This is a genomic window from Blautia sp. HCP28S3_G10 (assembly GCF_052065235.1).
Classification (GTDB): Bacteria; Bacillota; Clostridia; order Lachnospirales; family Lachnospiraceae; genus Blautia_A.
Map to the genome: position 1 here is coordinate 1 of NZ_JBQHUL010000009.1, position 14,114 is coordinate 14,114.

Consider the following 14,114-nt stretch of genomic DNA (forward strand, 5'->3'; position numbering starts at 1 on the left):
AGTGAAAAACTCCAATCTATCAAAAATCGCATGTGAATTATAGTGAATTACTCCAACTCGCAAAGGGCTGGAGTAATTTTATATCTGACCGCATCATTATTTGGCGGTTACATTCTAAATATGTTTACATATCCAAGGATGTATTTAAGAGACTTTTTGAAAATTCACATGTCTATTATCTTACCGATTATAAAAAAGCATTCAGCGACAATAAAATCAAGTTCCGCAAATTAGTAGCTTTAAGTCGTAAAGCAGGAATTCCCTATTCTTTATTTTTCGCCCCCATAGAGACTGTCGAGAAGAATATAAAGCGTAATGGTGATATATTATTCCAAGGAGTATGGTTCCTATGGCTGGGGTGACGGCGAGTGGATGAGAAACTGGGAAGAAACCTGTAGATCAGCAGGCGCATCACTTGTTGCAGAGGGTGTTATCTGTCAGGAAGAGCCTGATGATGAAGCGGTAGAAAACTGCAAAGCTCTTGGAAAAGCACTTGCATAAATAATTAAACAAATTTATTCCATTCCGTTCACAGATCCAACATAAATGTCTGGTATCATAATCACAGATTAAAACTGATTCACATAAAAAGATTGTATGAACAGATATATTTTATTATTATAATAACGAAAGAAAAGTGAACGGAATGGAGGAATAAAAATGGAAGCCCCGAAAATTCTTGTAGTTGATGATGAAAGCCGTATGCGTAAACTGGTAAGAGATTTCCTGGAGAAAAAAGGATTTGTCGTACTGGAAGCGGGTGATGGTGAAGAAGCAATGGATATCTTTTATGCAGAAAAGGATATTGCATTGCTTATTTTGGATGTAATGATGCCGAAGATGGATGGCTGGGAAGTATGTCGTGAAATCCGTAAAAACTCAAAAGTTCCGATAATCATGCTTACGGCCAGAGGCGATGAGCGAGATGAACTTCTCGGATTTGAACTCGGAGTAGATGAATATATATCGAAACCGTTCAGCCCCAAGATTCTTGTTGCGAGGGTGGAGGCAATTTTAAGAAGAACGGGACAGGATGCGGGAAATGATGTCCTTTCAGCAGGTGGTATTGTGATCGACAAAGCTGCACATATGGCAACAGTAGACGGCAAACCGATGGAACTGAGCTTCAAGGAATTCGAACTTCTTACGTATTTCCTTGAAAATCAGGGAATTGCCCTTTCCAGAGAAAAAATCCTGAATTCTGTTTGGAATTATGATTATTTCGGTGATGCCCGTACTATTGATACTCATGTTAAAAAACTGAGAAGCAAGATGGGAGATAAAGGAGAATATATCAAAACAGTCTGGGGAATGGGATACAAATTTGAGGTAGATGAGAAATGAAAAAACCGGCTGACACAAAAAGCAGAAATAAGTTTCAGCCCCTGAGAAGGCAGATTGCTGCACTTTTTATCGGACTTCTTCTCCTTTCACTGATTGTCATAACTGCGATTAATGCGATGTTTCTGGAGCATTATTATATCAGCCGCAAAACAGAAGTCCTGAAAGAAGCAGTTGAGAAACTGGAAAAACTGGATGTTCATACAGATTCAGACGGAGTGTCAAGTGCGGATATTTCAGATGAAATTTTTCGGAATTGTTCAGAAAACAATCTGACCTGGGTAGTGATCACAGAAGACGGTCAGAATGTCTGCTCAGTGGGAAGCAATGAAGATCTTCTGGAAGCAAGGCTGCTGGGATATGTCTATAATCTTGACAAGCAGAAAACGAAAGAAAAGATCCTGGTTCAGGAAGACGATTATGTGATCCAGCAGGTCAGCGACCGTTTTGCGGGAATGGAATACGTAGAGAGTTGGGGACAGCTTAAGAACGGCTGTTATTTCCTTATACGTACGCCGTTGGAAAGCATACGTGAGAGCGTTTCTATTTCCAATAGTTTTTATTTATATGTAGGCATCACGATTATTGTGATCAGCGGCATACTGATCTGGATCATTACCAAAAAGATCACAAAGCCTATCAGCGAACTGACGCTTCTTTCCACAAAAATGAGTGAGCTGGATTTTGATGCAAAATATCAGAGCCATTCAGGAAATGAAATAGATGAACTCGGTGAGAATTTTAACAGAATGTCAGAACAGCTTGAAAAAACGATTTCCGAACTGAAATCTGCAAACAATGAACTGCAGAAAGATATCGAAAACAAAGAGCGTATTGACCAGATGAGACAGGAATTCCTGAATAACGTGTCTCATGAATTAAAAACTCCGATCGCACTTGTGCAGGGATATGCAGAAGGCCTTAAGGAAAACATTTCCGATGATCCGGAAAGCAGGGAATTTTATTGTGATGTTATCATGGATGAAGCATCTAAGATGAATAAGCTTGTCAAAAATCTTCTGACACTGAACCAGCTGGAATCCGGCAGAGATGAAGTGATGATGGAGCGTTTTGACATTGTAAGTCTTATTCGTGGTGTCTTACAGTCCATGGATATTATGATCCAGCAAAAAGAAGCAAAAGTTAGTTTTGAGGCAGACAATCCGGTTTATGTCTGGGCAGATGAGTTTAAAATCGAGGAAGTTGTAACTAACTATACAAGTAATGCACTGAACCATCTGGATGGCGCCAGAGAAATTGAAATCCGTATTATCCCTGAGGGAGACAGAGTAAAGATTACAGTCTTTAATACGGGAACTCCGATACCGGAGGAAGATGTTCCGAAACTCTGGAATAAATTTTTCAAAGTTGATAAAGCCAGAACGAGGGAATACGGTGGAAGCGGAATTGGTCTTTCTATTGTCAAGGCAATTATGGAAGGACTGCATCAGGAGTATGGTGTGCAGAATTACGATAATGGCGTGGAATTCTGGTTTACTCTTGATGTAAAGAATAAATAATATCAAGAAAAAAGACAGATGTGAAGAAACTGCTTTGCATCTGCCTTTTTTTGGGGTATACTGAAAGACGGATGAGTACAGAAAATGACAAATAAAGACAGGATGTGAGACAGAATGATTGGAATTATCGACTATGATGCAGGCAACATAGCCAGTGTATCAAAGGCACTTGCCTATCTTGGCGAGGAGACAGTTGTATCCAGAGATCCGGAAGTTCTCCTGAAAGCAGACAAGGTAATCCTTCCAGGTGTCGGAAGCTTTGGACAGGCTATGGAAAACCTCCACAGATATGGATTAGTCCCTGTGATTCAGGACATGATAAAAAATAACACACCGTTTCTTGGAATCTGCCTGGGCCTTCAGCTTCTCTTTGAAAGCAGCGAGGAAACTCCGGGGGTGGAAGGACTTGGCATTCTGAAAGGGAAAATCCTTAAGATTCCTCCGGCAGAGGGACTGAAGATTCCACATATGGGCTGGAATTCACTTCATCTTCAGAATGATGGAAGATTATTTCGCGGAATCCCGGAAGATACATTTGTATATTTTGTACATTCTTATTATCTTAAGGCAGAGGAACCAGAAATCGTAAAAGCCACCACAGAATACAGTACCACCATTCATGCATCTGTGGAGAAGGACAATGTATTTGCCTGTCAGTTCCATCCGGAAAAGAGCAGTAAATACGGACTGAAAATACTCGAAAACTTTGCCGGACTTGAAAAGGAGGGTAAATGATATGTTTACAAAAAGAATCATTCCCTGCCTTGATGTAAACAGGGGACGGGTGGTAAAAGGCGTTAATTTTGTAGATCTCAAAGATGCAGGAGATCCTGTGGAGATTGCAAAGGCATATGATGCGGCAGGAGCCGATGAAGTCATTTTTCTGGATATCACAGCCTCCTGTGAAGAAAGAGATACAGTTGTTGACATGGTACGGGAAGTTGCCGCCAATGTTTTTATACCTTTTACGGTGGGAGGCGGTATCCGTACAGTAGATGATTTCAAGAGACTTCTAAGAGAAGGAGCTGATAAGATTTCTGTAAACTCGGCAGCAATTGACAGGCCGGAACTGATCACGGAAGCAGCTGACAAATTCGGCAGTCAGTGTGTGGTAGTTGCCATTGACGCAAAGAGAAGAGAAGACGGTGGCTGGAATATCTACAAACACGGAGGCAGACTGGATACAGGAATTGATGCAATAGAATGGGCGAAGAAAGTGGAAGAACTGGGAGCCGGTGAGATCCTGCTGACCAGTATGGACTGTGACGGAACTAAGGCAGGTTATGATATTGAACTTACCAGAGCAGTTGCAGATACAGTATCCATACCTGTGATTGCATCGGGCGGTGCAGGTACTCTGGAACATTTTTATGATGCTCTTACAGAAGGCGGTGCAGATGCGGCACTTGCAGCCTCTCTTTTTCATTATAAAGAACTTGAGATAAGACAGGTAAAAGATTATCTGGCAGATCGGGGAATTCCTGTTCGCAGATAAGAAAGGAGAAAGACAGACTATGGCTCCTTTGTCAGGAGAATGGCTGGAAGCCCTGAAAGGCGAATTCCATCAGCCATACTATTCAAAATTGTACAAGACCGTTATGGAGGAATATCAGACACGCAAAATTTTTCCTCCTGCGGAAGATATGTTTAATGCATTTCACTTTACACCACTCAGTGAGGTAAAAGTTGTGATCCTTGGACAGGATCCATATCATAATGACGGACAGGCGCACGGACTTTGTTTCTCTGTAAAGAAAGACGTGGAGATTCCTCCGTCACTTGTGAATATTTATCAGGAACTGCATGATGATCTGGGCTGCTATATCCCGGATAATGGCTATCTGGAAAAATGGGCAAGGCAGGGAGTGCTTCTTTTGAACACTGTGTTGACTGTACGGGCACATCAGGCAAATTCACATCGTGGGATTGGCTGGGAACAGTTTACGGATGCGGCGATCAGAATTCTTAATGAACAGGACCGCCCGATTGTATTTCTTCTCTGGGGAAGACCGGCACAGATGAAAAAATCTATGTTGAACAATCCGAAACACCTGATTCTTGAGGCGCCGCATCCAAGTCCTTTGTCTGCATACAGAGGTTTTTTCGGCTGTCGTCATTTCAGTAAAACAAATGAGTTTCTGATTGCAAATGGTCTGGAACCGATTGACTGGCAGATCGAAAATAAACAACAGCAGGAAGAGGGAGTACAGAAATCTATATGAATAAAAAGAATAACCTTGTAAAAAATGCCTCTTTTCTGATGATCGCAGCCATGATTTCAAAAGTCATAGGACTGCTTTACAAGAGCCCGCTTTCTTCAATCGTGGGAAATATGGGTATGGGCTATATCAGCCTTGCACAGAATGCCTATATGATTCTTCTGATGATTGCATCTTTCAGTATTCCGCAGGCTGTATCGAAACTGATCTCTGAGAGGATCGCACTGAAAGATTACAAAAATGCACAGAAGATTTTCAGAGGTTCCCTGATTTACGCAGCTGTAGTTGGCGGCATTGTGGCGCTTATCTGTCTTTTTGGTGCACATATTATTATCCCGAGCAATCAGCCGAATGCAGTTCTTGCATTGCAGATTCTTTCTCCGACAATATTTTTGTCGGGAATCCTCGGTGTATACAGAGGATATTTTCAGGCATACAGGAATATGATGCCAACCTCGATCTCGCAGATCCTTGAACAGATCTTTAATGCGGCAGTCAGTCTGATCGCAGCCTGGATGTTTATTAAATATTTTGCAGATGGTACAGATGGAAGTGTTGCCAAATGGGGAGCAGCAGGTTCTACAGTTGGAACTACGGCTGGTGTTGTCATTGCACTGCTTTTCATGTTGATGGTCTATGGTGTGAACCGCAGAGCCATTGCGAGAAGAGTTCAGAAAGACCATGCACACAGAGAAGAATCTTACAGAGAGATTCTGAAACTGATCATTCTTATTGTTTCACCTATTATCCTCAGTTCTTTTATTTACAATATTAATGGATATCTGAATGGTGTTCTTTATTCTGAGATTATGGGATCTCATGGAATGGATTCTGATACTATCAGTATTATGTATGCAGAATATGCAACTTATTTTATGAGTATCATTAATATTCCGCTGACACTTTCCAGCGCAGCACCTACTTCCATGATACCGGAGATTTCAGCCCTTTATGCTACCGGAGATATCCGTGAGACCAGAAAACGTATTGACCAGACAGTACAGCTGTCCATGTTTATTTCCATTCCATGTGCGGTAGGACTTGCCACACTTGCACAGCCGATCGTCTCTCTTCTGTTTGGCGGCACGAATGGAGTGGCAGGCAAACTCCTTATGCTTGGTTCTTTTACTATCCTTCTTAATGGAATGTCAAATATTTCAAATGGAGTTCTGCAGGGAATAGGCAAACCGAAAATCCCGATGTTTACAGCAGCAGTTGCACTTGTGGTAGATGTAGTTGCAGTAGTCCTTCTTCTGATGTTTACAAATCTTGGAATTTACGCACTTCTGGTTGCCATGATCATTTATGCGGTAGTTGTATGTGTGCTGAATGACCGCTTTATGAAAAAATATCTGAAATATAAGAATCCATGGAAAGAGGCGTATTTAAGCCCGCTTATTGCATCTGTAGTTATGTGTGCAGTAGCAGGAGGCATTTATTATGGACTTTATTTTCTGATCCATTCCAATGTGATCTGTCTGGGAATAGCAGTGATTCTTGCGGCAGCAGCTTACTTTGTCGTGTATATTCTGGTGGACAAAACAGCAGCAGAACGTCTGTCCAGAATGCCGGGAGGCTCATATCTTGTAAGAATTGCAGACAAAATACATCGCTGATACTGACTTGTTTAAGGACATCTGAGGAAAAATCCCGGATGTCCTTTTTGTGTTACTGTAAACGGAGTGAACAGTAACCTTTTTGCAACAGATTCCGAAACTTGGTGATTGTAAATTTAAAAACTTTGTCGTATAATGTTACGGAATTCGATTTTTATGGATTCACTTTTAATAAGAAGTAACACTTTTGTTTATCTGTATAAATACAGTCAAATGACGAGGAGGGCGAAATACTTTATATGAGTACATACACATTGGGAATTGATATCGGATCTACAACTGTAAAAATTGCGATTCTTGATGAAAATGAAAAACTTCTGTTTGCGGATTATGAACGACATTTTGCAAACATTCAGGAAACACTGGCAGATCTTCTGGAAAAAGCGCATGCAGAACTTGGAGAAATGACTCTCTGCCCGGTAATCACAGGTTCCGGCGGACTTACACTTGCCAATCATCTGGAAATCCCTTTTGTACAGGAAGTTATCGCAGTATCCACATCTCTGCAGAAGATCGCACCCCAGACAGATGTTGCCATTGAGCTGGGTGGTGAAGACGCAAAGATCATATATTTCGAAGGTGGCAATATTGAACAGCGTATGAACGGTATCTGCGCCGGTGGTACAGGATCTTTTATTGATCAGATGGCATCTCTGCTCCAGACAGATGCGACAGGTCTGAATGAATATGCCAAAAACTACAATTCACTTTATCCGATCGCAGCCCGTTGCGGTGTTTTTGCAAAAACAGATATCCAGCCGCTGATCAATGAAGGGGCGACGAAAGAAGACCTTTCTGCTTCTATTTTCCAGGCAGTTGTAAACCAGACAATTTCCGGCTTGGCCTGCGGAAAACCAATCCGTGGCCATGTGGCGTTTCTTGGCGGCCCACTGCATTTTCTTTCCGAACTTAAGGTAGCTTTTGTCCGCACTCTGAAACTTAATGAAGAACATACGATCGCACCGGAGAATTCACATCTTTTTGCAGCGATCGGATCAGCACTGAACTCCAAAAAAGAAACTTCAGTTTCACTTCTGGAACTGAAAGAAAAACTTCGTAATTCCATCAAGCTGGATTTTGAAGTGGAACGTATGGAGCCTCTGTTTGCAACAGAAGAAGATTATAAGGAATTTGATGAAAGACAGTCTTCCTACAAAGTAACCAAGGGAGATCTTGCGTCTTATAAAGGAAACTGCTATCTGGGTATTGATGCTGGTTCTACAACTACAAAGACAGCGCTTGTAGGAGAAGATGGAACACTTCTGTATTCTTTCTACAGCAATAATAACGGAAGCCCACTGAAGACAGCAATCCGTTCTATTCAGGAAATTTATTCAAAACTTCCGGAGGGCGCCAGAATTGCCTATGCATGTTCCACTGGTTATGGAGAGGCTCTGATCAAGGCGGCACTTCTTCTTGACGAGGGAGAGGTAGAGACAGTATCCCATTACTATGCGGCAGCATTTTTTGACCCGGAAGTGGATTGTATCCTTGATATCGGTGGTCAGGATATGAAATGTATCAAGATCAAAAATCAGACGGTAGACAGTGTGCAGCTGAATGAGGCGTGTTCTTCAGGCTGTGGTTCCTTTATTGAGACATTTGCAAAATCTCTGAATTACAGTGTGCAGGATTTTGCAAAAGCAGCTCTTTTTGCACAGCACCCAATCGACCTTGGAACCCGATGTACTGTTTTTATGAACTCCAAAGTTAAGCAGGCACAGAAGGAGGGCGCAGAAGTATCTGATATCTCTGCCGGTCTTGCATATTCTGTTATCAAAAATGCACTCTATAAAGTTATAAAAGTTTCTGACGCCACAGAACTTGGTAAACACATTGTTGTACAGGGCGGTACTTTTTATAATGATGCAGTTCTCAGAAGTTTTGAGAAAATTGCCAACTGCGAGGCTATCCGTCCGGATATTGCAGGTATCATGGGTGCTTTCGGTGCAGCATTGATCGCAAGAGAGCGTTATGAAGAGGGCAAAGAAACAACCATGCTCTCCATTGACAAGATCAATGAGTTGAAATATACAACTTCCATGGCAAACTGCCGCGGCTGTACAAATAACTGTCGTCTGACGATCAACAAATTTACAGGTGGACGTCAGTTTGTCAGCGGAAACCGCTGTGAGCGTGGAATCGGAAAAGAAAAGAACAAAGATCATGTTCCGAATCTTTTTGAGTACAAATATAAAAGACTGTTTTCTTATGAACCTCTGAGTCCGGATAAGGCAACAAGAGGCCAGGTAGGTATTCCTCGAGTACTGAATATGTTCGAAAACTATCCGTTCTGGTACACATTCTTTACAAAGTTGAAATATGAAGTAGTGCTTTCACCTACTTCTACAAGAAAAATATACGAACTTGGTATTGAATCAATTCCAAGTGAATCGGAATGTTACCCTGCTAAACTTGCTCATGGACATGTGAGCTGGCTCCTGAAAAAAGGTGTGAAATTTATTTTTTATCCATGTGTTCCTTATGAGAGAAATGAGTTTCCGGATGCAGTAAACCATTATAACTGTCCGATTGTTACTTCCTATGCGGAGAATATCAAAAACAATGTAGATGAACTGCGTGATCCTGATATTACATTTATGAATCCGTTCCTTGCCTTCACAACAGAGGCAATCCTTACAGACCGTCTTGTTCAGGTGTTTAAGGATATTCCGGCAGATGAAGTAAAAGCGGCAGCACATGCGGCATGGGAGGAACTTGCGCAGGCGCGAAAAGACGTAGAGAAAAAAGGTGAAGAAACTCTTCAGTACCTGAAAGAAACAGGAAGAAGAGGAATCGTCCTCGCAGGCCGTCCATATCATATTGATCCTGAGATTCACCACGGAATCCCGGATCTTATCAATAGTTACGGAATCGCAGTACTTACCGAAGATTCTGTCAGCCATCTGGGACATGTGGAACGTCCGATCCGTGTTAATGACCAGTGGATGTATCATTCCCGTCTGTATGCGGCAGCAAACTTCGTAAAGACACAGGACAATCTTGACATGATCCAGCTGAACTCTTTCGGCTGCGGCCTTGATGCCGTAACAACAGATGAAGTATATGAGATACTTGACGGAAGCGGTAAGATATATACCTGTCTGAAGATAGATGAGGTAAACAATCTCGGAGCTGCACGTATCCGTGTACGTTCTCTTCTGGCAGCACTCCGTGCAAAAGATGCCCAGCATAAAGAACGGGAGATAAAAACTTCATCCATTGAAAAAATTGTATTTACAAAAGAGATGCGTAAAGACTATACGATTCTCTGTCCGCAGATGTCCCCGTTCCATTTCAGCATTCTGCAGGCTGCATTCAATAGCTGTGGTTATCATCTGGAAGTCCTCCCGAATGATAACAAACATGCTGTTGATGTAGGACTTAAATACGTAAATAACGACGCTTGCTATCCGTCTCTGATCGTTGTCGGACAGATCATGGATGCGCTTCTTTCCGGTAAATATGATCTGAACAAAACAGCTGTTATCATGTCCCAGACAGGCGGTGGATGCCGTGCTTCCAACTATATTGCATTTATCCGTCGTGCACTTAAGAAAGCAGGCATGGAACAGATTCCTGTTATATCCCTTAACTTAAGCGGACTGGAAAGCAATCCGGGATTCAAACTGACATTGCCACTGATCAAACGTGTATGCTATGGCGCTGTATTCGGGGATATTCTCATGAAGTGCGTTTACCGTATGCGTCCTTATGAACTGGAACCTGGAATCGTTAACCGCAAACATAAGATCTGGGAGCAGAGAGTCATTTCCTTCCTGGAAGGCGGAAGCGTAAGCCATAGCCAGTTTAAGAAGATGTGCCGTGATATGGTACATGAATTTGACCTGATTCCGATCAGCAGTGAGAGAAAACCGAGAGTCGGTATTGTGGGTGAAATCCTTGTCAAATTCCTTCCTGCGGCAAACAATCATCTTGCTGAACTTTTGGAGTCAGAAGGTGCAGAGGCTGTTTGCCCAGACCTTATAGATTTTATTAACTACTGCTTCTATAATCAGAATTTCAAGTGCGAGTTCCTCGGATTTAAGAAGAACAAGGCAACGATCGCAAACTGGGGAATCAAAGGAATCGAATGGCTTCGTAAGACTGCAAATGAAGCACTCGAACAGAGCCGTCACTTCACACCATCTGCAAATATCGCAGATCTTGCAAAAATGGCATCACCGATCGTATCTCCTGGAAACCAGACAGGTGAAGGATGGTTCCTTACAGGAGAGATGATGGAACTGATCCATGGCGGGGTTCCGAATATTGTGTGTATTCAGCCCTTTGCCTGCCTGCCGAATCATATTGTAGGAAAAGGTGTCATCAAGGAAATACGTCGTGTCCACCCGGAAGCAAATATTGTAGCTATTGACTACGATCCGGGAGCAAGTGAGGTAAACCAGCTGAACCGTATTAAGCTGATGCTTTCTACTGCACAGAAAAATCTTGATAAAAAAAGAAATAAAAACTGTTAGGTCATACAGAATATAGAAAGAGGAAAAATATGGCAAAGTATACATTGATGAAAACAGAAGGACATGCAAAACGTGCACAGTTCGAAACTGTTCACGGAACCATTCAGACTCCTGTTTTTATGAACGTGGGAACAATCGGGGCCATTAAAGGTGCTGTTTCCACAGAGGATCTCAATGAGATCGGGACACAGGTGGAATTATCAAATACCTATCACCTTCATGTACGCCCCGGAGATAAGGTAGTCAAACAGCTGGGCGGCCTTCACAAATTTATGGTATGGGACAAACCTATTCTTACTGATTCCGGTGGATTTCAGGTCTTTTCGCTGGCAAAACTCCGTAAGATCAAAGAGGAGGGGGTACATTTTCAGTCACATATTGACGGACATAAGATTTTTATGGGGCCGGAAGAAAGTATGCAGATCCAGTCAAACCTTGCGTCTACCATTGCAATGGCATTTGATGAGTGCCCCAGCAGTGTGGCAGACAGAGATTATGTACAGAAATCTGTAGAGCGGACCACACGCTGGCTTGCTCGCTGCAAGGCAGAGATGAAACGCCTCAACAGCCTGCCGGATACCATCAATAAGAACCAGCTTCTCTTTGGAATCAATCAGGGAGGTGTCTATGAAGATATCCGTATTGAACATGCAAAAGAAATTGCCAAAATGGATCTTGACGGCTATGCTGTCGGCGGACTGGCAGTAGGAGAAACGCATGAGGAAATGTATCGTATCCTTGATGAAGTTGTACCATATCTTCCTCAGGATAAGCCGACATATCTTATGGGTGTGGGAACTCCTGCCAACATTCTGGAAGGCGTAGAAAGAGGAATCGATTTCTTTGACTGCGTTTATCCGAGCCGAAACGGACGTCACGGACATGTGTATACAAACCATGGCAAGATGAATATGTTTAATGCAAAATATGAACTGGATATGAGACCGATCGAAGAAGGGTGCCAGTGCCCGGCCTGCCGCCGTTACAGCAGGGCTTACATTCGGCATCTCCTGAAAGCAAAAGAAATGCTCGGTATGCGTCTCTGTGTCCTGCATAACCTTTATTTCTACAATCATATGATGGAAGAAATCCGTGATGCCATTGAACAGGGTAGATTTGCAGAATACAAAAAAATGCGTCTGGAAGGTTTTGAAGCAGGTGAATAAGAAGATTTTGCAGAAAATATTGGCTTTATTCCATAAAAATCTACAGAAAGCACTTGAAGTGCCGTGTGTTTTTGTGTATTATAAACTATAATGTTCCTGAATGAAGCAGGAAGATAGTTGCCATGGCACACATGTGGCTTTTGCAGGCAGCGACAGATAAAAACAGGAGGAATCGCAAATGAACAGCGCAGCAAGCAGTACCGCAAGTATGGGTATGATGATTCTGTGGATGGTTGTTATTTTCGGAGTAATGTATTTCCTGATGATCCGTCCTCAGAAAAAAGAACAGAAAAGACTTCAGGCAATGTTGAACAGCATGGAAGTTGGCGACAGTATTGTTACAACAGGAGGCTTTTATGGCGTGATCATCGATATGACAGAAGAAGATGTGATCGTTGAGTTCGGCAATAACAAAAACTGCCGTATCCCCATGAGAAAACAGGCCATTGCAGAAGTGGAGAAGGCAGAACAGGCGTCTGCATAACTGTAAATAAAAGAAGGTGTTGTGTAGAAATGCATGACACTTTCTTTTTTTTATAAACAACTGTGTAAGCACTCTATAACTTTTACGTAGTAAAGGGTTGAAAAGTAAATAAAAGTGCGTTATTATAATAACGATACCCAAAGGAAAGGACTTTGCAGTCAAAAAATTATCTGCAGAGAGAGGAAATCGTAAAATGGAATATAAGATTGCACTGATTCCAGGTGACGGAATCGGACCGGAAATTGTTGCTGAAGCAAAAAAAGTTCTGGACAGTGTATGCCGGAAATATCATCATACATTTTCATATTCAGAGGTCCTTCTGGGCGGAGCATCCATTGATGTTCACGGAGTACCTCTTACGGAAGAAGCCATTTCAACCTGTAAAGCTTCAGATGCTGTTCTGATGGGTTCCATCGGTGGAGATGCAAAGACTTCTCCATGGTATAAACTGGAACCATCCAAACGTCCGGAAGCAGGACTTCTGGCAATTCGTAAGGCACTTAACCTTTTTGCCAACCTCCGTCCTGCATATCTTTATAAAGAACTCGAAGAAGCATGCCCCCTTAAAAAAGAAGTGATCGGTGAAGACGGATTTGACATGATCATTGTCCGTGAGCTTACCGGTGGCCTTTATTTCGGAGAAAGAAAAACAATCGAAGAAGATGGTGTAAAGAAAGCAATTGATACACTTTCTTATAATGAAAATGAAATCCGCAGAATTGCCATCAAGGCATTTGATATTGCTATGAAGAGAAGAAAGAAAGTTACAAGTGTTGACAAGGCAAATGTTCTTGACTCTTCCAGACTCTGGAGAAAAGTTGTTGAGGAAGTTGCAAAGGATTATCCGGAAGTAACCTTGGAACATATGTTGGTTGACAACTGTGCAATGCAGCTTGTCCATGATCCGGGACAGTTCGATGTTATTCTTACCGAGAATATGTTTGGTGATATCCTTTCTGATGAAGCCAGCATGGTGACAGGATCGATCGGAATGCTTTCTTCCGCAAGTTTGAATGAGACGAAATTTGGTCTTTATGAACCAAGCCATGGTTCAGCGCCTGATATCGCAGGACAGAACAAGGCAAACCCGATCGCTACAATTCTCTCTGCTGCAATGCTTCTCCGTTATTCACTTAATCTGGATAAAGAGGCAGATGCAGTAGAAGCGGCAGTACAGAAAGTCCTTACAGATGGATACCGCACAGGTGACATCATGTCAGACGGATGCAAAGCTGTCGGAACAAAAGAAATGGGAGATCTGATCGCAGCAGCGGTCTGAACCGTATA

10 protein-coding genes and 1 pseudogene are annotated in these 14,114 nt (G+C 42.3%); all 11 read left to right on the forward strand.

The genetic code is table 11. The features are described 5' to 3' along the window. Positions 1 to 339: 339 nt before the first annotated feature. Positions 340 to 501 (forward strand): annotated as a pseudogene (locus ACTNB8_RS05635) (flavodoxin); the annotation flags it as partial. A 159-nt stretch (positions 502 to 660) separates the two neighbouring features. Continuing rightward, positions 661 to 1,344: a response regulator transcription factor gene (locus tag ACTNB8_RS05640; protein ID WP_441053031.1), complete on the forward strand. Its 684-nt coding sequence runs from the start codon at positions 661 to 663 to the stop codon at positions 1,342 to 1,344. Further along, positions 1,341 to 2,861 carry a sensor histidine kinase gene (locus ACTNB8_RS05645; protein ID WP_441053033.1) on the forward strand — a complete coding sequence of 507 codons (1,521 nt, stop codon included), beginning with the start codon at positions 1,341 to 1,343 and terminating at the stop codon, positions 2,859 to 2,861. The genes ACTNB8_RS05640 and ACTNB8_RS05645 overlap by 4 nt, the downstream gene beginning before the upstream one ends. A 114-nt stretch (positions 2,862 to 2,975) precedes the next feature. Beyond that, positions 2,976 to 3,596, forward strand: coding sequence for an imidazole glycerol phosphate synthase subunit HisH (gene hisH / locus ACTNB8_RS05650; protein WP_441053035.1), 621 nt, complete (start codon positions 2,976 to 2,978; stop codon positions 3,594 to 3,596). A gap of 1 nt (position 3,597) precedes the next feature. Beyond that, positions 3,598 to 4,356: an imidazole glycerol phosphate synthase subunit HisF gene (gene hisF / locus ACTNB8_RS05655; RefSeq protein WP_441053036.1), complete on the forward strand. Its 759-nt coding sequence runs from the start codon at positions 3,598 to 3,600 to the stop codon at positions 4,354 to 4,356. A 19-nt stretch (positions 4,357 to 4,375) separates the two neighbouring features. Continuing rightward, positions 4,376 to 5,083, forward strand: coding sequence for a uracil-DNA glycosylase (ung, locus tag ACTNB8_RS05660; protein WP_441053038.1), 708 nt, complete (start codon positions 4,376 to 4,378; stop codon positions 5,081 to 5,083). Further along, positions 5,080 to 6,696 (forward strand): putative polysaccharide biosynthesis protein, encoded by a 1,617-nt coding sequence (locus ACTNB8_RS05665; RefSeq protein ID WP_441053039.1) that lies wholly within the window; start codon positions 5,080 to 5,082, stop codon positions 6,694 to 6,696. The genes ung and ACTNB8_RS05665 overlap by 4 nt, the downstream gene beginning before the upstream one ends. Before the next feature lie 239 nt (positions 6,697 to 6,935). Continuing rightward, on the forward strand, positions 6,936 to 11,177 hold the full coding sequence (locus ACTNB8_RS05670) for an acyl-CoA dehydratase activase-related protein (RefSeq protein WP_441053040.1): 4,242 nt from the start codon (positions 6,936 to 6,938) through the stop codon (positions 11,175 to 11,177). Between the two features lie 29 nt (positions 11,178 to 11,206). Beyond that, positions 11,207 to 12,343: a tRNA guanosine(34) transglycosylase Tgt gene (tgt, locus tag ACTNB8_RS05675; protein ID WP_441053042.1), complete on the forward strand. Its 1,137-nt coding sequence runs from the start codon at positions 11,207 to 11,209 to the stop codon at positions 12,341 to 12,343. A gap of 178 nt (positions 12,344 to 12,521) precedes the next feature. Next, positions 12,522 to 12,827 (forward strand): preprotein translocase subunit YajC, encoded by a 306-nt coding sequence (gene yajC, locus ACTNB8_RS05680; RefSeq protein WP_441053044.1) that lies wholly within the window; start codon positions 12,522 to 12,524, stop codon positions 12,825 to 12,827. Positions 12,828 to 13,020: 193 nt separating this feature from the next. Further along, entirely contained in the window at positions 13,021 to 14,106 is a 1,086-nt protein-coding gene (leuB, locus tag ACTNB8_RS05685) for a 3-isopropylmalate dehydrogenase (protein ID WP_441053045.1), read from the forward strand. Positions 14,107 to 14,114 lie beyond the last annotated feature (8 nt).

Excerpts from the sequence above, each read along its gene's own strand:
- ACTNB8_RS05640 (WP_441053031.1), top strand. The coding sequence starts at position 661 with ATGGAAGCCCCGAAAATTCTTGTAGTTGATGATGAAAGCCGTATGCGT.
- ACTNB8_RS05645 (WP_441053033.1), top strand. The coding sequence starts at position 1,341 with ATGAAAAAACCGGCTGACACAAAAAGCAGAAATAAGTTTCAGCCCCTG.
- hisH (WP_441053035.1), top strand. The coding sequence starts at position 2,976 with ATGATTGGAATTATCGACTATGATGCAGGCAACATAGCCAGTGTATCA.
- hisF (WP_441053036.1), top strand. The coding sequence starts at position 3,598 with ATGTTTACAAAAAGAATCATTCCCTGCCTTGATGTAAACAGGGGACGG.
- ung (WP_441053038.1), top strand. The coding sequence starts at position 4,376 with ATGGCTCCTTTGTCAGGAGAATGGCTGGAAGCCCTGAAAGGCGAATTC.
- ACTNB8_RS05665 (WP_441053039.1), top strand. The coding sequence starts at position 5,080 with ATGAATAAAAAGAATAACCTTGTAAAAAATGCCTCTTTTCTGATGATC.
- ACTNB8_RS05670 (WP_441053040.1), top strand. The coding sequence starts at position 6,936 with ATGAGTACATACACATTGGGAATTGATATCGGATCTACAACTGTAAAA.
- tgt (WP_441053042.1), top strand. The coding sequence starts at position 11,207 with ATGGCAAAGTATACATTGATGAAAACAGAAGGACATGCAAAACGTGCA.
- yajC (WP_441053044.1), top strand. The coding sequence starts at position 12,522 with ATGAACAGCGCAGCAAGCAGTACCGCAAGTATGGGTATGATGATTCTG.
- leuB (WP_441053045.1), top strand. The coding sequence starts at position 13,021 with ATGGAATATAAGATTGCACTGATTCCAGGTGACGGAATCGGACCGGAA.